Below are 17,611 nucleotides of genomic sequence, written 5' to 3'. Positions count from 1 at the left end.
AGAAACGGGGCCGGATCGTCATGGTGCGGGGTGCGCCAGTATGGATCTCACCCCGCGGCTACCTGGTGAAAAACACCAACCGCGGGGCAATGGACCAACTCTTCGGCTCTTAGCGCCGGAGGACGTAGTACTGCACGCTCATGGCTGGGATGTGCAGCTCAATGGACTGGTCGAACCGGTCCCACTCGGTGGCGTCGGTGTGCACGCTGCGTGGTAGGTCGTTGCCGGCACCGCCGTAGACTGATTCGTCGGTGTTGATCAGCATGTCCCATGCGCCTGCTTCGGGCAGGCCGAGGCGGTAGTTGGGCAGGGAGACTCCCGAGAGGTTGATCACGGCGAGGACTGGGGTGGCGTCGACGCCCCAGCGGATGTAGGCGAGGACGTTGTTTGAGGCGTCGTCGCCCTTGATCCACTGGAAGCCCATGGGGGTGTTGTCTTGGGAGTACAGGGCGGGGGTGTCGCGGTAGACCAGGTTGAGGTCGCGTACGAGGCGTTTGATGCCGGCGTGGTAGTCGCGGTGCAGGTCGTCCCAGTTGATGGAGTGGGCTTCGTCCCATTCGGTGGTTTGGCCCCATTCGCAGCCCATGAACATGAGCGGTTTGCCGGGGTGGGAGTACATGTAGCCGTAAAGGGCGCGTAAGCCCGCGGCTTTGTTCCAGTCGTCGCCAGGCATGCGCTGCCACAGGGAGCCTTTGCCGTGGACGACTTCGTCGTGGCTGAACGGTAGGACGTAGCGTTCGGAGAAGGCGTAGACGAGCGAGAAGGTGATTTCGTTGTGGTGGTGGGAGCGGTGGACGGGGTCGAGTGAGAAGTATTCGAGGGTGTCGTTCATCCAACCCATGTTCCACTTCATGGAGAATCCGAGGCCGTCGGCGTCGGTTTGGGCGGTCACGCCTGGCCATGCGGTGGATTCTTCGGCGATGGTGAGCACGCCGGGGTGTTCGCGGTGGACGGTGGCGTTCATTTCTTGGAGGAATTGGACGGCTTCCCAGTGTTCGCGGCCGCCGTGTTGGTTGGGGAGCCATTCGCCGGGTTCGCGGGAGTAGTCGAGGTAGAGCATGGAGGCGACGGCGTCGACGCGGATGCCGTCGAGGTGGAATTCTTCGAACCAGTACAGGGCGTTGGCGACGAGGAAGTTGCGGACTTCGCGTCGGCCGAAGTTGAACACGTAGGTGCCCCAGTCGCGTTGTTCGCCGCGTCGCCAGTCGGGGTGTTCGTAGAGGGGTGTGCCGTCGAAGCGTGCGAGGGCGAAGTCGTCTTTGGGGAAGTGGGCGGGGACCCAGTCGACGATGACGCCGATGCCGTTGGCGTGGAGTGTGTCGACGAGGCGGCGGAAGTCGTCGGGGCTTCCCCAGCGTGCGGTGGGGGCGTAGTAGCCGGTGACTTGGTAGCCCCAGGATCCGCCGTAGGGGTGTTCGGCGACGGGGAGGAATTCGACGTGGGTGTAGCCGTTTTCGACGAGGTAGGGCACGAGTTCGTCGGTAAGTGTGGCGTAGGTGGAGCCTTGTTTCCAGGAGCCGATGTGGCATTCGTAGATGCTCATGGCGGAGTTGGTGGCGTCGCGTCCGGCACGGGCGGTGATCCAGTCGTGGTCGCTCCATTCGAATTCGCTTGGCTTTGCGACGACTGACACCGTCTCCGGCGGAGTCAACGTGCGTTTAGCCAGCGGGTCGGCTTTGTCGATGCGTGTGCCGTCGGCGGTGTGGATGGCGAATTTGTAAGCGTCGCCGTCGCCGATGCCGGGGATGAAAATTTCCCAGACGCCGGAGACGCCGAGGCTGCGCATGGGGTACTGGCTGGGGTTCCAGGAGCAGAAGTCACCGATGACGGCTACGCCGGTGGCGTTGGGTGCCCAGACGGCAAATGAGGTGCCGGTGACGACGCCGAGGGTGGTTTCGTAGGTGCGGACGTTCGCGCCGAGGACGTCCCAGAGACGTTCGTGGCGGCCTTCGTTGATGAGGTGGATGTCGAGGGAGCCGAGGGTGGGTAGGAAGTTGTAGGCGTCGGCGACGATGATGGGGGCTGCACCGGGGTAGGTGATGCGGTAGCGGTAGTCGGGGGTGTGGGTGTCGTCGAGGGTGGTGGCCCAGATGTCGTCGCCAAGCGGCTGCATGGGTTGGGACGCGTTGTGGATGAGCAGTTCGACGCGTTCGGCACCGATGAAGCGGGTGCGGATGATGGATCCGTCGCCGTGGGGGTGCCAGCCGTAGATGTCGTGGGGTGCGTTGTGGGTGCAGGCGAGGAGGCGTTGGCGGTCCCCGTCCGGGATGAGCAGGTTGGTGTTCATGGTGGTCCTTAGGGGCGGTAGTCGTGGTCTGAGATCTGACGGTACGCGAGTGCTTCTCGACGATCCGGCGCAACCTCGGGCAAACGCACCACGTGGGCGACGTTCTTCTCGGGCGAGAGTTTGATGTAGTTGCCGGTTTCGGCGGTTGTCCACGTGTAGCGCTCGTTGGTGATCTGGTCGTGGACGTCGAAGGTGCCGGGGCTCAGTCCGATGGCGTCGGCGTCGATGTGCAGCAGGCCTTCTTGGGTGCCGGTGGGGTCCAGATTGACGACGACCAACACCGCGTTGCCGGAAATCGCATCGACCTTGGAGTAGGCGATGAGGTTGTCGTTGTCGATGCGGTGGAAGCGGATTTGGCGCAGTTGCTGCAGGGCGGGGTTGTCGCGACGGATCTGGTTGAGCAGCGTCAGGTACGGCTCGAGGGATTTGCCTTGCTTGAGAGCAGCGTCGAAGTCGCGATGGCGCAGTTGGTATTTTTCGCTGTCGTGGTATTCCTCGCTGCCGGCGGCGACGGGGCGGTTTTCGTAGAGTTCGTAGCCGGAGTACACGCCCCACAAAGGGCTCATGGTGGCAGCGAGTGTGGCGCGCAGGGCAAACGCTGCCGGGCCACCGGTCTGCAGGGTGGCGTGCAGGATGTCGGGGGTGTTGACGAAGAGGTTGGGGCGGGAGACGTCGGCGACGTCGACAAGCAGTTGGGCAAAGTCGGTCAACTCCGCCTTGGTCACCTTCCAGGTGAAGTGGGTGTACGACTGGCTAAACCCAGCCTTGGACAGCCCGTACATGCGCGGCGGGCGGGTAAACGCCTCGGCGAGGAAGATGACGTCCGGGTCGGTTTCGTGGACCTTGGAAATGAGCCAGTGCCAGAAGTTCACCGGCTTCGTGTGGGGATTGTCTACACGGAAGGTGGTCACGCCGAGGTTGACCCAGTACATGAGCACCCGGTAGATCTCGGCGTAGAGCGCCTCGGGCGCGTTGTCGAAGTTCAGCGGGTAGATGTCCTGGTATTTCTTTGGCGGGTTTTCGGCGTAAGCGATGGTGCCGTCGGCGAGCACGGTGAAAAACTCCGGGTGCTCTTTCGCCCACGGGTGATCGGGCGCAGCCTGCAGGGCGAAGTCGAGGGCGATCTCCAGACCCAACTCGTTGGCTTGGTCCATCATGTCCAAAAATTCGTCCTCGCCGCCCAGGTTTGGGTCGAAGGCGTCGTGGCCGCCGTATTTAGACCCGATGGCCCACGGGGAGCCGACGTCGCCGTCTTCGGGGGTGAGGGTGTTGTTGCGGCCTTTGCGGTTGACCTCGCCAATCGGGTGGATGGGCGGGAAATAGACGGTGTCGAACCCCATCGCCGCCACTCGGTCCAATTGCGCCGCGGTGGTGGCCCAGGTGCCGTGGATCGGGTTGCCCTTTTTATCCACACCGCCGGTGGAGCGCGGAAACAGTTCGTACCAGGAGTTCACGAGTGCCTCGCGACGCTCCACAAGGATATCGGCGACGGGCCCGCGGGTGACCAATTCACGCAGGGGGTGTTCGGCGAGCACGTCTTGCACCTCCTGGGAGCACCCGGGGGTGATGCGTTGGGAAAGGGGCAGGGTGTCGTCGATAAGCGATGCGCGCGCGGAGGCAAGCACCGGGGAAGCATGCTGAGCAATCGCGGCGTCGAACAATTCCACGCCATGCGCAATATCGTTGGACAACTCCGCTAACGACTGGCCGGCGGCGAGCTTCTTTTCCACCGCGTTGCGCCACGTGGCCATGACGTCGCTCCACGCATCCACCCGATAGCGCCACAGACCTTGCTCGTCCGGCACAAACACCGCATGGCAATAATCCGGCCGATAAAACTCGGCGTGCATCGGCACCTCGTACTGCGCACCCGACGGCGCGACAAGTACCAGCGTCGCAGCAATCGCATCGTGGCCCTCGCGCCACACCAACGCGGAAACCGGCACGACCTCACCAACAACCGCCTTCGACGGCAACGTGCGCCCAGAGACCTGGGGGCGGACGTCGTCGATGCCGAAGCGAGCAACCATCATCAAAACCTTCCGAGCGACCATTGATTCACCCGCCAGGGTAGCGCGGGGCAACCACACACGCGGGCCGAAATAGGCCAAGATGGGGGACGTGAATCAGACAGAGGAATTGGTGACAGATCCGGACCTGCTCATCGACATGCGCAACGTGTCCTTCATTCGTGGCGGACACACGCTCGTCGGCCCTGTCGATTGGCAGGTCGAGCTCGACGAGAGGTGGGTGGTCATCGGGCCGAACGGCGCCGGCAAAACCACCTTGATCCGGATGGCGTCGGCGCAGGAATTCCCATCGGCAGGCCACGTGTTCATTCTCGGCGAGCGCGTCGGCGCCACCGATATGCGCGACTTGCGTGCCGCGATCGGTGTGACGTCCTCCGCGGTGGCGAACCGTGTGCCGGAGGACGAGAAGGTCGGCGACCTCGTGGTCTCCGCTGGTTACGCCATTTTGGGGCGTTGGCGCGAGGACTACGACGAGATGGATTACGACCAGGCCCTCGAAGTGCTTGAGCAGGTTGGTGCGATGCACCTGATCGACCGTCGTTGGGGCACTCTGTCTGACGGTGAGAAGAAGCGCGTGCTCGTTGCGCGTGCCGTGATGACCAACCCGGAGCTGCTCATTCTCGACGAGCCCGCCGCCGGCATGGACTTGGGCGGCCGCGAGGACCTCCTGGCCTACCTGGGGGATCTGGCGATGGACCCGGATGCGCCGGCGATCGTCATGATCACCCACCACCTGGAGGAGATCCCGGACGGGTTTACTCACGCGATGCTGCTGGACGAAGGCGAGATTGTCGCCCAAGGCCTCATCGATGACGTGCTGACGTCCGAGAACGTCTCGCGCGCCTACCACCAGCCGATCGAAGTGACGCGCGATGACGGGCGTTTCTTCGCACGCCGCGCCCGTTCAGCCCGCAGGGGTGCGCACCGGGCGTAGACCGCCGGGGTGGGAGCAATGCCGACGGAGAAGAAGCGCAACGAGGCCGTGTTGTCGCACGACGAGGCCGATTCGATTGACCCGAGCGAGAAGAGCGGGTTTTTCGGTGCGCGTCTGTCTGCGACGGTGATCTTGCTGCGCAATAGTGCCGACGGGCTTGAGGTGTGGGTGCAGGAACGTGTCCTGTCCATGCCGAATTATCCGGGGCTGACGGTGTTTCCGGGCGGCGGGGTGGATTCGCGCGATTTCCCGCCGCGTGCTTGGGATGATGGCGAGTTGTGGCTTGGGCGTTCGGCGATTTCGCTTGCTCGCCAGCTCGGGGTGACCAAGTACAAGGCCCACGCGGTGCTGTTTGCTGCGGTGCGCGAGCTGTTCGAGGAGACTGGCACACTGCTTGCGGTTGACGATGACGGCACGCTTCTCGACGACGCCCGCCCCTTCCACAACCACCGCCTCCGGCTCGAATCTCACGAGCTTTCCCTGACTGACGTGTTGCAGGAGAGCAACCTCAACGTGTGCGCGGACCTGCTCAAGCCGGTGGCGCGCTGGGTCGGGGTGTCTGAAAGTGGCAACTGGTTTGACACGTTTACGTTTGTTGCTGCCAACCCGGAGGGCCAAGAGCCTGACTCGAATACGGACGAGGCAGATGATGCGAACTGGTTCCCGCCGCAATTGCTTCTCGACGGCTGGCGCCACGGCCTCGTTCGCCTCGCCCCCTCCACGTGGGCGCAGTTAAGCGAGCTGCGACGCTTTGACACTGTCGACGACGTCCTGCACGCCGCGGAAGGAGCAAGCCTCGCTCCCGTGATCGGTGACCCGGTCGACGATGCGCGATACGAAGAGTTCTTCACGTTCCGACCAGTAGACCGGATTGGAAAACGCTATGACATTTAGCGTCGCAGAGGCACGGTTCCTCGCAGCGAACGCTGACGCGATCTCCGCAGTCGAGCCCGAGATCGCCCTGACCAAAAAGAGTGTGTTCGCCGACCGTGCGGTGTTGGACCAACACTTTGGCGACTACGCCCGAGCCGTCAGCGCGCTTATCGCCGCCCGGCGCGCCGCAGCCGGCAAGTTTCCTGCCCTTTGGCTTACCGATGCCGACGCCGCGCAGCAGGCCACCCCAGCACGCGTAGCGGGGGTACGTGCCGCGCGCATTGCCGAGGCGGGAGCGCAGATGGTGCATGACGTGACGTGCTCGGTCGGCTCGGAGGCTCCGGCGTTTCGTCAGCGCGGCATTGCGTGGATGGGCAGCGACTTAGACATGCCTCGTTTGATCATGGCGCGGCACAACTTGGGGCAAGAGGCGTGGCTGGCGCAGGCGGATGCGCTCAGGCCGGTGACGTCTGACGGGGTGGTGGTTGCTGATCCAGCGCGTCGCGCCGGGGGCCGCCGAATCACCGACCCAGCACAGTTGCTGCCGCCGTTGCCGGATTTGCTCGATGCGCACGCCGGCCGCGAGATGGCGGTGAAGTGCGCGCCGGGCATCGACTATTCGGAGTGGGACGGTCTGGTCAGCGTGGTGTCCGTCGACGGCGGCGTCAAAGAGGTGTGTTTGTATACGCCGGGGTTGGCGGGAGGGGTTCGTCGAGAAGCGGTGGTCCTGCGAGATGGCGAGGAGCGTGTCACCGATCTTGACGACGACACCGTCGACGTCACCGCCCCACAGCGCTACATCATCGACCCGGACGGGGCAGTGGTGCGCGCGGGACTGGTGCGTGGGTGGGCGGCGCGCCACAGGCTGAGCATGCTCGACGAGCACATCGCGTATCTGACAGGCGAGCAGATCCCAGCAGGCTACAGTGGTTTTCCCTTCCTCGAAGCGGTGCCGCTGCGTGCCCTGAAGAAGGCGCTTGCCTCCCACGGTGCGGGAAGCGTGGAGATCCTCGTGCGCGGCGTGGATGTGGACCCGGACCAGTTGCGCAAGAAATTGAAGCTGCGCGGCAAGGCACAGATGGCGGTGGTGATCGCGCGGATTGGGGATCAGGCGGTGGCGCATGTGTGCGGGCCGCGCGTGCACGCCTAACCTTGGGCGCATGGTCTATTTCGATCACGCTGCTACAACTCCGATGCGCCAAAGTGCGATCGACGCGTGGGTGGAACACGCAGGCGCCCTCAACGCGGGAAGCCAACACGCCGCGGGGCGCAAGGCGAACGCTGTGCTTGCCGACGCCCGCGAGCGCATCGCGGGCGCCCTCGGCGCCGACCCCGTCGAGGTGGTGTTTACCGGCTCGGGCACAGAGGCCAACAACATTGGGGTGCGTGGGCTGTTTGATGCATCCGAGCTGGATCGGGTGGTTGCCACGCCGATCGAGCACCCCGCCGTGCTCGAGGTAGTCAAGTCTCTGGGCCAGACTGGGGCGGATGTGGAGTGGCTGCCGGTGGGTCGCGACGGGCACGTTACGGACTTGAGTGCGCTGGATACGCCGGCGGCGGTTGCGACGATGATGTGGGCGAACAACGAAACCGGCGCGATCCAGCCGGTGGGTGAGGTGATTGAGCGCGCCACCGCCGTCGGCACGCCGGTGCACGTCGATGCGGTGCAGGCGGTCGGGCATGTGCCGGTGGATTTCCACGCGCTTGGTGCGACCACGCTTGCAGCCAGCGCTCACAAGTTTGGCGGCCCGCGCGGCACCGGCATTCTGCTGGCGAAGCGTTCGCCCGCGCCGAAGCCGGTGATTCTGGGCGGGGGGCAGGAGCGCGGGATCCGCTCCGGCACCGTCGACGTCGCATCGGCGGCCGCCACGGCGGTGGCGCTCGAGGAGGCGATCGCAGAACATACCGAGATTGAGCGTCTGCGGGACGCGCTCATTGAGGGGGTGAGGCAACGTGTGGATGGGGTGGTCGTCGCAACGCAAGAGCCCGCGCTGCCGGGGCACGCGCACTTTATGTTCCCCGGCGCGAACGCGGACGCGTTGATCATGTTGCTGGACGTGCAGGGTATTTCGGTGTCGGCGGGCTCGGCGTGCGCCAGTGGCGTGCTGCGCATGAGTCACGTGCTTGAGGCGATGGGGTACAGCGAGCGTGAGGCGATGGGGGCGTTGCGCGTGACGGTCGGGCGTACGAACACGGCGCAGGACGTGGAGGCGTTCCTCAACGCGATCCCGGACGTGGTGGAAAAGGCGCGGGCAGCTGGCGCGCTCTAACCGGCAACGCGCGTGTCGCATGTGATTTGTGTGATTTGGGTGCACTAGTGTTGCCCGCATGCAGATGTCACGCCGAATCCGTACCGCAGCAGCCGCTGTCGCCGCCCTGCTGTTTGCCACAACCGTCACGCCGCTCGGGCAAGCCGACGCCCAGTCGATCCCGGGCGTGGTCTCCGGCGTCGATGTCGCGGGCCACCAGCGTCCGGGCGGCGCGACCATCGACTGGCGCTCGGTGGGCACGATCGGCGGCCAGGACTTCGCCTTTGTCAAGGCATCTGAGGGCGAGGGCTGGAAGAACGAGTTCTACGACGAGGACGCCAAAGCCGCTGCCGACGCCGGCCTGAAGGTCGGCGCCTACCACTACGCGCGCCCCGCCGAGGACCCTGTCACGCAGGCGCGTTACTTCGCCTCCGTGATCAACCAGGGCCCGGCAACGCAGTTGCCGCCGGTGCTCGACCTTGAGGTCGACGAGGGCCTCGGCCCGGTCCAGCTTGCGGCGTGGACGCAGCGCTTCCTGTCTGAGGTGCAGGCGCAGACGGGCAAAAAGCCGATGATCTACACGTACCGCTACTTCTGGTACGAGCACATGAACGACACCTCTGCGTTCACGTCCTACCCGCTGTGGCTTGCCGCGTACCAGAATCAGCCCCCGGCGCCGGTTGGTGGTTGGGACAAGTTGTCGTTTTGGCAGCGCAGCGACTCCGGCCGTGTCGTCGGCATCAACACCCCGGTGGACATGAACCTGTTTAACGGCACGTCGGGTCAGTTGAACCAGTTCGCCGCAGGCAACTTGAACGCTGCTGGTGGCGTGTTGGAGCGTTTCCAGGCGCCTGATTCCGGCGAGTTAAAGGTGCTTGAGCAGGACAGCACCAAGCTGGTTATCGCGGTTCTTGCGCTGGCCGCGGGTGGTCTTGGTGTGCAGCAGTTCATCGACGCCGCACGTGTCGCAGGCTTTGATCTGACGGATGCGAACAACATCGCGCGCTTGGTCCAGCAGCTCGCGGGCCAAGGCGAGCTGCCTATCGACGACCTACGCAACATGATGGTCGGCAACTACCAAATCGGTGATCTGCTGATTTTGTTGGATAACGCGCTGAAGCACTAGTCGTGGCGTGGGGTCGTCGCAAAGCGGCGCGCCCACGCAAGCCCCTTAAACTGCGCTGGCACCCCGCCTTTGAGCAGCTCGCGGGTGAGCACGTCGCCGGCTTCGATCGGGTGGTTGGCGCCGATGAGCACGATGTTGCCGTAGCGGCGCCCCTTGAACATCGGCGGGTCGGCGATCGCCGCAACGTGCGGGAATACTTCCAGCATGCCGGCGAGTTCCTCTTTCGCCTCCTTCAGGTCGGCGTGGGAGCCGCAGTTGGCGAGGTAGAAGCCACGATCGCTTATCGACGACCGCACCGCCGCATAGAACTCCACCGTCGTCAGATTCCGCGGCGTGGTGGCCGACGAGAACACGTCTCGGATGATCACGTCGCGGGTGGCGGGCTTGAAGGCGTCGATGACGTCGCGGGCGTCGTCGACACGAATCTTCACGGCCGGGGCACGCGGGATGTCGAAGAGTTCGCGTGCGAGCACCGCCAATTCGGAATCGATCTCCACCACCGTGTTGCGCGAGCCTTTCCACGCGCTTGCGAAGTAGCGCGCCAGCGTGCACGCGCCGCCGCCCAGGTGTGTCAGCCGGGACTTCGGCTTCGCCTCGTCCGGATAGTGGGTATCCAAAAAGTCCGCCATCCAGCGCATGTACTCAAAATCGAGGCGCTGCGGGTCGCCAGGCACGATGTGGGAACTGGGCACCCCGTTGACCAGCAACACCATCGACCCGTCGGGCTCGTGGAGGACTTCCGCGACACCGGTGTCGATTTCATAAAACTCACTTTTGGCGGCCATGGCTGGTGAGGGTACCTGGCGCCTAGATGCGCGCGTCGGTGTCCCGTAGATAGGCCACTGCAGCCGCCCAGCCAGCCACGGTCAACGCTGAGGAGGCGGCGAGAACGCCTGTAACGGTGCCAGTGTCGAGCGCTCCCGCGGCGGCGACGGCGGAACTGCCCAGCCACAGCGTGTGCGACAACAACGCAGGCGCCACGATGAACCGCACGCCAGGCACCCCAGCCGCGAGTGCGCCAAACGATACGAGACTTGCCACCACCGCAATGCCGATAGGTGCTGCAAAACTACGGATGACCATGGACAGCAGCGACTGCCACGACGCCACCGCAACGGCTGGGGCGAGTGCCAATAACGCTGCGACGAGGAGCTCGCTTGGAACTGCTCCTGGAATCCGCAAAGCCCAACCGACGAACAACGTGAGGCCGATGAGAACAGCGTGCATCGCCGTGACAGTAACCGCAATCGCGGCGATTTTCGACGCCACCAGGTTGCCCACCGAACGCGTCGAAGTGAGCATGGTGAGCCAGTTGTGTCCGCGGTGCTCGACCCGCCAGGCGGCTGCGGCGAGGATCGCGATGCCAGCGGTACAGAACAACAACCCATAAAACAGCATGACCTGGGAGAAGTAGCTACCCCAACCGGCGGTCAGGGTGCCGGTGTTCGCGGCGTAGTTGCCGGCGCCGATGGCGACGGCAACCGCGGGGACGAGAAGCGCGACCGCCCAGACGTGCGAGCGCCGAAGCTTGAGCAGGTCGTTAAGGATCAGGTCCATGGTCTAGATCTCCTTTCGATCCAGGGCTTTGGTACCGGCGACCAAGACTGCAACGGCGAGGACGAGGTAGCCGCTCCACAGCACCCAGCCGGGCTGCGACGGGGTGACCCCTGCTTCAGTGAATCCGAACGGGAGGATCACTGCGACGTACCCGAAAGGATTGACTGCAGCCAGCCACGGTGGGGACAGCAGTGATGCGATGCCAAAGAACCCGCCGACGACCCCGACTGCGAGCACGACAAGTTGCGACTCGACAAGCGCGGCGAGCAACAGCATCACAGCGAGGAGCGCAAGTGTGGTGCCCGCGACACCGAGACCGAAGCGCAGCCATGTCTCCAGCATCGCTCCGCGCGGTGCAGGCGCGCCCATCGCGACAGGCAGCGCTATGGCCCCAGCGAACTCAATACACTTTGCGACGACAACTACCACCGTCGCTACACCTAACTTTCTAAGAAGCAGCGCCCCGGGCCGAGTTCCTGCGATGGCGTTGAGCCGCCACCCGCCGCTGATGTGCTCGGTATCCACGATGCGGCTGGCCACCAGTGCAAGCTGCAACGGGGTCAAAAACGCCAGCGCCATGGCGAATCCGATGAGATGTCCCGCCCACGCGGTTTCTGGGTTGGCCCGGAATGCGGCGGCGTTGTCGCCTGCGAAGAGACTCATGTTGGCGAATAGGAGGATCCCTACCGTCATGAGCAGGCTCAGCCACACGATTTTGGTGCGTTTGAGTTTGGCAAATTCCACCATCATGCGCTTGCCACCTCGTCGTTGGTTAAGCCGATGAAGATGTCCTCGAGGCTGCGCCGTTTTCGCAGGACCTGGTGGAGTGGCACGCCGTGTGCAACCAAAAGGGCGATGGTATCGGCGAGGTGGTCGTCGTCAAGCCCGGAAAGCTCCACACCACCCTCGACCCGTTTCGGTTGCAGTGCGCGAAGGACCGAGACTGCGGTTGCAACCTCAGGCGTCTGGATGAACACATCCGGCAGTTGCGCGCTGTACAGCTCGTCTTGGGAGCCCTGGAACACGAGCTTGCCGTGGTTGATGATGGTCAGGTCGGTCGCCATCTTCTCGATCTCTGACAACAGGTGGCTCGACACCAGCACGGTGCGGCCCTGGTCGCGGGCGAGGCTGATGATGAGTTCGCGGATCTCTTCGATGCCGGCGGGGTCGAGGCCGTTGGTGGGCTCGTCGAGAATAAGTAATTGTGGGTCGCGTGCGAGTGCCATCGCGATGCCGAGGCGCTGCTTCATACCCAGCGAATAGTTTTTCACCAGTTTGTCCATCTGGCCCTCGAGGCTCACCAGTGACACCGCGCGGCGCACCGCTTCGGGGTCGGCGCCGAGCAGACGCGTAACAATGCGCATGTTTTCATCACCCGTGAGGTGAGGGTAAGCGGCGGGGGCTTCGATGAGCGAGCCGACACCGGCAAGGACATGCGCGCGGTTCGCTCGCGTCATGGGGTATCCGAGCACGCTGATGTCGCCGTGCGTTGGAGCGATGAGGCCGAGCAGCATCTTCATCGTAGTGGATTTGCCGGAACCGTTCGGACCGAGCAAACCGTGCACGACGCCGGGAGCGACCTTGAGGTCTAGGTTGTGGACGACGTCTGTGTGTCCATAGGTTTTCGTCAGACCGTGGGTCTGAATCATCGGTGTTTCCATGCGTTCAAGGTTCGCGCATGGCACGGGCCTTCCGCGTCGGCACAGGGCACGATTTTGGGCGTGATACCCAGGTATGACGCGGCTTAGGAATCCAACAGATCCGCGCGCGAGACCAACCCGGTCCGGTACGCGAAAAGGGCCGCGTGCACCCGGTCGCGCGACTGCGTCTTCGCCAGCACCCGGCCCACGTGCGTTTTCACCGTTGGCATGGAGATAAACATCCGCTCGGCGATCTCGCCGTTGCTCCAGCCCCGGGCAATCGCGATGAGTACTTCGAGCTCGCGCTCTGTGAGCTCACGCAGCGCGAGGCGGTCCGCGGCGGACAGGACCACAGCCTCCTCTGTCGGAGCAGCAAGCTTTGCGACGATCCGGTTCGTCGCTCTCGGCGAAATCACCGCGTCACCGCCTGCAACCGTGCGGATCGCGTCCAGCAGCGCCTCCGGCTCCGCGTCCTTGAGCAGGAACCCGCTCGCGCCCGCGCCAATCCCGCCGAGCACGTAGGCCTCGTCGTCGAACGTGGTCAGCACGATCACCTTGGTGTCCGGATGGTGCTGGGTGATACGCCGAGTGGCGGCGATGCCGTCGAGGACGGGCATTTGCACGTCCATAAGCACAATGCCCACCGGATCGTTGTCGCACGCCTGCACTGCCTCCTCGCCGTTCGCGGCAAGCCAGCGGACCTCCATGTCCGGCTGGGAGTCCAGCACGTTGCGGATGCCGTGGAGAAACAACGCTTGGTCGTCTGCGAGTCCGAGAGTGATCATGAGTTTAGCGGGATCCTTGCCATTGTGGTCCAGGTGCCGGCGGGGGTGGCGGATGCGGTCACCGTGCCGCCGGAAAGCGCCGCGCGCTGCCGCATGCCCTCCACTCCGTGGCCCGGACGAGTGGTCGCGCCGGGAGCGACCGGGTTCGTCGTTTCTACCACGACGTTATCTGCGCCCCAGCGCACCGCGAGCTCGGCGCGGCCGGTGCCGTGCTTCATGGCGTTGGTCAGAGACTCCTGCACGATGCGCTGGACGGTAAGCGCGGTGGCTGGGGCCAGGTGCTCGGGAGGGGTGCCCTCGGCGGTGTATGCGACGTTAAGCCCGCCCGCGCGGCTGGTGGCGACCAGGCCGTCGATGTCCAGTTGCGTTGTTGGTTCAAGGGGGCGCTGTTCAGGGTCGCGCAGCAGCTCCACCACGCCGCGCATCTGGCGCAGCGAGTCGCGGCCGACGTTGCCGATGGTGCGCAGCGCCTCGTCCTTCGCCTCCGGGGTGGCGGCAAAGCGCGCGCCGTCGGCCTGCGCGACGATGACGGTCAGCGAGTGGGTGACAATGTCGTGGATCTCTCGCGCGAGGTGGGCGCGCTGCTCCTGGGCATCGCGTTCGAACTGCTCACGCTGTCGGGCCAGATCCTTCTCCGCGGTCTCCTCGGCACGGCGGCGCAGCTCGCCGAACAGCAGCGCCACGGTCAGCAGAATGATGCTCCAGAAGACGTAGGGGAGTCGCTCGGCAGGCTCGAGCGCGGTGAGCGCGGGGATGATGAACGCGGTGGCTGCGGCGTCGCCAAGCAGCAGTGCACCCGTGGCGATGTCGCGGTGCGGGGCGGGCAGGTGGCGCCTGGCGATGTAGGCGGCGAACGGCGCCACGGCGATTGTGCCGACGGGGAGCGATGCGCAGAACGCCGTGGGAATGAGCACCGTAAGGATCGCAGCGAACGTTTCCAGTGGCCAGCGCCAGCGGGTAAACGGGGCCGCAACGGCGCAGGCCAGCAGTGCGAGCCCGACGACCAACTGCCGCGAATCCGGCAGCAGCCCAACTAGGCAGGGGACCAGCATGAACGCTGCCATGCTCGCATTGCGGATCCGCACTGCGCGGGTAGTGGAAAAGTTCATGGCCGTCCACGCTACTTGCCGGCGCGGGCAGCCGCGTCGTACTGCGGTATGACGCTTAGGACTTCACCAGCCGCGCGATAGCGGCAGACGCCTCTTTGATCTTGTCCTCGGCTTCCTGCCCGCCTTTGATGGCATTGGCGACGCAGTGCTCCAAGTGATCGTCCAGCAAGCCCAGTGCTACGCCCTTCAGCGCTGCGTTGACGGCGCTGATCTGGGTGAGGATGTCGATGCAGTAGGCGTTTTCGTCGATCATGCGGTGGATGCCACGGGTCTGCCCCTCGATACGTTTGAGCCGAGCGAGGTAGCGGTCTTTATCGCTGATGTAGCCGTGGTCGTTCATTATGGGCCTCCTTGTTTGGTGTGGACGGTACCGGGCTACTTGGACCGGTTAAGTATCCGGTCGGTGCTGCTCTGTGGGGTGAGGTCGAGTCGGCGGAGCAGTTGCGCGTTGAGGGCGACGACGACGGTTGAGGCCGACATCAGGATCGCACCGACGCTCATCGGCATCACGAAGCCGATTGGGGCGAGGATACCGGCGGCCAGCGGCACGGACACCAGGTTGTAGCCGGCCGCCCACCACAGGTTCTGCTTCATCTTTCGGTAGGTCTCTCGCGAGAGCTCAATGACCGAGAGCACCGATCGCGGATCAGAGCTTGCCAGGATGACCTCCGCCGAGCCGATGGCCACGTCGGTGCCCGCACCGATCGCGATACCGACATCGGCCTGGGCCAGCGCCGGTGCGTCGTTGACACCGTCGCCGACCATGGCGACCTTGTGGCCCTCGGCTTGCAGTTCCTTGACCTTCGCGGCCTTGTCCTCCGGCCGTACACCGGCGAAGACCCGATCGATGCCCAATTCGCCCGCTACGGTGTTCGCCACGGCCTGCGCGTCGCCGGTGATCATCACGACTTGAGCACCCGATGCGTGCAGTGCGTCGACGGCGTCGCGGGATTCGGGGCGGATCTCGTCGGCAAGCCGGAGTGCTCCGATCACCTCGCCGTCGGCGAGGACGTGGAGAATGATCGCGCCCTCCTTTCGCCACTCGTCGGCGACTGGGAGCTCCTCGGCGGAATGCTGCTCAAGCAGGTAGGGGCCACCGACCGCGATCACCGCGTCGTTGACCGTTGCTTTCACACCCACGGCTGGCGATGAAGAGAAGTCGGTGGCCTGCGGCACGGCCACATCGCGAGCTTGAGCGGCCCCAGTGATGGCACGGGCGAGCGGGTGCTCGCTGTCGGCTTCAGCGGCCGCTGCCAGGGCCAGCACGTCTTCTTTATCGCGCCCGCCGGCGGGTTCGATCGCGGTGACGGTGGGCTCACCCTTGGTCAACGTGCCGGTCTTGTCGAACAACACAGCGTCGACTGAGCGCATCGATTCGAGCGCGAGCCGATCCTTGATCAATACCCCGCCGCGTGCCGCGCGCTCAGTCGCGATTGAGACGACCAGCGGGATCGCAAGGCCGAGGGCGTGGGGGCAGGCGATGACGAGCACCGTGATAGTGCGCACTACCGCGTCATTTGGCACACCGACGACGGTCCAGACCACAGCGGTCACGATGGCGGCGCCGAGGGTGAACCAGAACAGCCAGGCAGCAGCCTTGTCCGCGAGACGTTGCGCGCGTGACGACGATTCCTGCGCATCGGTGACGAGCTTTTGAATGCCGGCCAGCGCGGTGTCGCCACCCGTGGCCGTTACTTCGATGCGCAGGCCCGAGTCTGTCGCGATGGTGCCAGCGACCACGTGTTCGCCTTCACCGCGGCGCACCGATTTCGATTCACCGGTGACCATCGACTCGTCCATGCTGGCGCTGCCGTCGACAATTGTGCCGTCGGCAGGCACGGACGCGCCGGGCCGCACGATCACGACATCGCCGACCTCAAGATCCGCCGGGGTGACCTTGACAACTTCGTCGCCGTCGATCTTTTCGGCCTCGTCGGGCAGAAGAGCGGCGAGCGAATCCAGGGCCGAGGTGGTCTGGGCGAGGGAGCGCATCTCGATCCAGTGCCCCAGCAGCATGATGACCACCAGCAGCGCCAGTTCCCACCAGAAATTCAGCCCGGGGTCGAGCAAGTTCAGGCTCGCACCCCAAGACGAGACGAAGGCGACCGTGATCGCGAGCGCGATCAGCAGCATCATGCCGGGTTTGCGGGAGCGGATCTCGGAGACCGCCCCGGTCAAGAACGGCCGGCCTCCCCAGAGGTAGATGACCGTGCCCAAAAGTGGTGAGATCCACCGGGCCCATTCCGTGTCTGGCAGCTGATAGCCGATGAGATGGGCGAAAGTGCTGTTGAACCCGACGACCGGGATTGCGAGAACCAGCATGATCCAGAAGAGCCTGCGGAACTGGGCAACGTGATCACCGTGTCCACCGTGTCCTGCGTGGTCGTGATCACCGTGTCCGGCATGAGCCTCGTGGGCGTCATGCTCATGATGGCTGGCGTGCCCACCGGGTTCGGTGCCGGAGTGGGCGTGCCTGTCGTTCATGGTTTCGTCCTTTCGTTGCAATTCATGGTTGTGATCGGTTCGGCAGCGCCGGGGGCTAGCGCGGCGGCCGTCTCCCATGCTAATACCCCCTGGGGGTATATGTCTAGGGGGTGGTCTCGATGCATGCAGCCGGACGTTTCACGTTTCGTGGGCACGGGACTACACTGCGCCGACATGCGAGTATTAGCGGCGATGAGCGGGGGAGTTGACTCTTCAGTTGCGGCGGCGCGTCTTGTGGAGGCCGGCCACGATGTTGTCGGCGTGCACCTTGCGTTGAGCAAAGATGCGCAGCAGACGCGAGAGTCTGCCCGCGGGTGCTGCTCGCTCGAGGACTCGGCGGATGCGCGCCGTGTGTGCGACAAGTTGGGCATCCCGTTTTACGTGTGGGATTTCTCTGACCGGTTTAAAGAAGAGGTCATTGACAACTTCGTGTGGTCGTATGAGAACGGCGAGACCCCAAACCCGTGCCTGCGTTGCAACGAGAAGATCAAGTTCGCGGCTCTGCTGGACCGCGCGGTCACGCTCGGTTTCGATGCG

General features: G+C 64.5%; 15 protein-coding genes and 1 pseudogene. 6 read left to right on the top strand and 10 right to left on the bottom strand.

Translation table 11 applies throughout. The features are described from left to right. Positions 1-109 precede the first annotated feature (109 nt). Positions 110-2,287 (bottom strand): 1,4-alpha-glucan branching protein GlgB, encoded by a 2,178-nt coding sequence (gene glgB, locus HMPREF2656_RS11305; protein ID WP_210400979.1) that lies wholly within the window; start codon positions 2,285-2,287, stop codon positions 110-112. An 8-nt stretch (positions 2,288-2,295) separates the two neighbouring features. Beyond that, positions 2,296-4,317 (bottom strand): maltotransferase domain-containing protein, encoded by a 2,022-nt coding sequence (locus HMPREF2656_RS11300; protein WP_070816812.1) that lies wholly within the window; start codon positions 4,315-4,317, stop codon positions 2,296-2,298. Positions 4,318-4,456: 139 nt separating this feature from the next. Between HMPREF2656_RS11300 and HMPREF2656_RS11295 the strand changes: the two genes are divergently transcribed. Genes HMPREF2656_RS11295 through HMPREF2656_RS11275 form a run of 5 tightly spaced genes read left to right on the top strand, consistent with a single transcriptional unit; the run spans position 4,457 to position 9,499 of the window. Continuing rightward, positions 4,457-5,251, top strand: a complete 795-nt coding sequence (locus HMPREF2656_RS11295; protein ID WP_371440670.1) for an ABC transporter ATP-binding protein — start codon at positions 4,457-4,459, stop codon at positions 5,249-5,251. An 18-nt stretch (positions 5,252-5,269) separates the two neighbouring features. Further along, positions 5,270-6,145, top strand: a complete 876-nt coding sequence (locus tag HMPREF2656_RS11290; protein WP_070816810.1) for an NUDIX hydrolase — start codon at positions 5,270-5,272, stop codon at positions 6,143-6,145. Further along, positions 6,135-7,274, top strand: a complete 1,140-nt coding sequence (locus HMPREF2656_RS11285) for a THUMP-like domain-containing protein (RefSeq protein ID WP_070816809.1) — start codon at positions 6,135-6,137, stop codon at positions 7,272-7,274. Before HMPREF2656_RS11290 ends, HMPREF2656_RS11285 begins: the two co-directional genes overlap by 11 nt. 10 nt (positions 7,275-7,284) lie before the next feature. Further along, on the top strand, positions 7,285-8,394 hold the full coding sequence (locus HMPREF2656_RS11280; RefSeq protein WP_070816892.1) for a cysteine desulfurase family protein: 1,110 nt from the start codon (positions 7,285-7,287) through the stop codon (positions 8,392-8,394). A gap of 58 nt (positions 8,395-8,452) precedes the next feature. Then, positions 8,453-9,499, top strand: coding sequence for a glycoside hydrolase family 25 protein (locus HMPREF2656_RS11275; RefSeq protein ID WP_070816808.1), 1,047 nt, complete (start codon positions 8,453-8,455; stop codon positions 9,497-9,499). Here the strand turns inward: HMPREF2656_RS11275 and HMPREF2656_RS11270 are convergent. The 8 genes from HMPREF2656_RS11270 to HMPREF2656_RS11235 form a co-directional block, all read right to left on the bottom strand. Further along, positions 9,496-10,284: a spermidine synthase gene (locus tag HMPREF2656_RS11270; protein WP_070816807.1), complete on the bottom strand. Its 789-nt coding sequence runs from the start codon at positions 10,282-10,284 to the stop codon at positions 9,496-9,498. The genes HMPREF2656_RS11275 and HMPREF2656_RS11270 overlap by 4 nt on opposite strands. 22 nt (positions 10,285-10,306) lie before the next feature. Beyond that, positions 10,307-11,056 (bottom strand): ABC transporter permease, encoded by a 750-nt coding sequence (locus HMPREF2656_RS11265; protein ID WP_070816806.1) that lies wholly within the window; start codon positions 11,054-11,056, stop codon positions 10,307-10,309. 3 nt (positions 11,057-11,059) lie between these two features. Continuing rightward, positions 11,060-11,806, bottom strand: coding sequence for an ABC transporter permease (locus HMPREF2656_RS11260; RefSeq protein ID WP_070816805.1), 747 nt, complete (start codon positions 11,804-11,806; stop codon positions 11,060-11,062). Continuing rightward, entirely contained in the window at positions 11,803-12,717 is a 915-nt protein-coding gene (locus tag HMPREF2656_RS11255) for an ABC transporter ATP-binding protein (protein WP_070816804.1), read from the bottom strand. The genes HMPREF2656_RS11260 and HMPREF2656_RS11255 overlap by 4 nt, the downstream gene beginning before the upstream one ends. 83 nt (positions 12,718-12,800) lie before the next feature. After that, positions 12,801-13,481 (bottom strand): response regulator transcription factor, encoded by a 681-nt coding sequence (locus HMPREF2656_RS11250; RefSeq protein ID WP_070816803.1) that lies wholly within the window; start codon positions 13,479-13,481, stop codon positions 12,801-12,803. Then, positions 13,478-14,590: a sensor histidine kinase gene (locus tag HMPREF2656_RS11245; RefSeq protein ID WP_070816802.1), complete on the bottom strand. Its 1,113-nt coding sequence runs from the start codon at positions 14,588-14,590 to the stop codon at positions 13,478-13,480. Before HMPREF2656_RS11245 ends, HMPREF2656_RS11250 begins: the two co-directional genes overlap by 4 nt. Positions 14,591-14,645: 55 nt before the next feature. Next, positions 14,646-14,930 (bottom strand): metal-sensitive transcriptional regulator, encoded by a 285-nt coding sequence (locus HMPREF2656_RS11240; protein ID WP_070452265.1) that lies wholly within the window; start codon positions 14,928-14,930, stop codon positions 14,646-14,648. Positions 14,931-14,965: 35 nt separating this feature from the next. Then, positions 14,966-17,074: a heavy metal translocating P-type ATPase gene (locus HMPREF2656_RS11235; RefSeq protein ID WP_083319533.1), complete on the bottom strand. Its 2,109-nt coding sequence runs from the start codon at positions 17,072-17,074 to the stop codon at positions 14,966-14,968. 174 nt (positions 17,075-17,248) lie between these two features. Between HMPREF2656_RS11235 and HMPREF2656_RS11230 the strand changes: the two are divergent. Continuing rightward, positions 17,249-17,611 (top strand): annotated as a pseudogene (locus tag HMPREF2656_RS11230) (tRNA 2-thiouridine(34) synthase MnmA); the annotation flags it as partial.

Source organism: Corynebacterium sp. HMSC034B08 (assembly GCF_001835805.1).
GTDB lineage: Bacteria > Actinomycetota > Actinomycetes > Mycobacteriales > Mycobacteriaceae > Corynebacterium > Corynebacterium coyleae.
This window is presented reverse-complemented; position numbering and strand designations above follow the sequence as displayed.

Bases quoted from the DNA above. Each gene is read 5' to 3' on its own strand.
- HMPREF2656_RS11245 (WP_070816802.1), bottom strand. From the start codon at position 14,590: ATGAACTTTTCCACTACCCGCGCAGTGCGGATCCGCAATGCGAGCATG.
- HMPREF2656_RS11300 (WP_070816812.1), bottom strand. From the start codon at position 4,317: ATGGTTGCTCGCTTCGGCATCGACGACGTCCGCCCCCAGGTCTCTGGG.
- HMPREF2656_RS11265 (WP_070816806.1), bottom strand. From the start codon at position 11,056: ATGGACCTGATCCTTAACGACCTGCTCAAGCTTCGGCGCTCGCACGTC.
- HMPREF2656_RS11275 (WP_070816808.1), top strand. From the start codon at position 8,453: ATGCAGATGTCACGCCGAATCCGTACCGCAGCAGCCGCTGTCGCCGCC.
- HMPREF2656_RS11260 (WP_070816805.1), bottom strand. From the start codon at position 11,806: ATGATGGTGGAATTTGCCAAACTCAAACGCACCAAAATCGTGTGGCTG.
- HMPREF2656_RS11255 (WP_070816804.1), bottom strand. From the start codon at position 12,717: ATGGAAACACCGATGATTCAGACCCACGGTCTGACGAAAACCTATGGA.
- HMPREF2656_RS11270 (WP_070816807.1), bottom strand. From the start codon at position 10,284: ATGGCCGCCAAAAGTGAGTTTTATGAAATCGACACCGGTGTCGCGGAA.
- glgB (WP_210400979.1), bottom strand. From the start codon at position 2,287: ATGAACACCAACCTGCTCATCCCGGACGGGGACCGCCAACGCCTCCTC.
- HMPREF2656_RS11285 (WP_070816809.1), top strand. From the start codon at position 6,135: ATGACATTTAGCGTCGCAGAGGCACGGTTCCTCGCAGCGAACGCTGAC.
- HMPREF2656_RS11235 (WP_083319533.1), bottom strand. From the start codon at position 17,074: ATGAACGACAGGCACGCCCACTCCGGCACCGAACCCGGTGGGCACGCC.
- HMPREF2656_RS11240 (WP_070452265.1), bottom strand. From the start codon at position 14,930: ATGAACGACCACGGCTACATCAGCGATAAAGACCGCTACCTCGCTCGG.
- HMPREF2656_RS11290 (WP_070816810.1), top strand. From the start codon at position 5,270: ATGCCGACGGAGAAGAAGCGCAACGAGGCCGTGTTGTCGCACGACGAG.
- HMPREF2656_RS11250 (WP_070816803.1), bottom strand. From the start codon at position 13,481: ATGATCACTCTCGGACTCGCAGACGACCAAGCGTTGTTTCTCCACGGC.
- HMPREF2656_RS11280 (WP_070816892.1), top strand. From the start codon at position 7,285: ATGGTCTATTTCGATCACGCTGCTACAACTCCGATGCGCCAAAGTGCG.
- HMPREF2656_RS11295 (WP_371440670.1), top strand. From the start codon at position 4,457: ATGCGCAACGTGTCCTTCATTCGTGGCGGACACACGCTCGTCGGCCCT.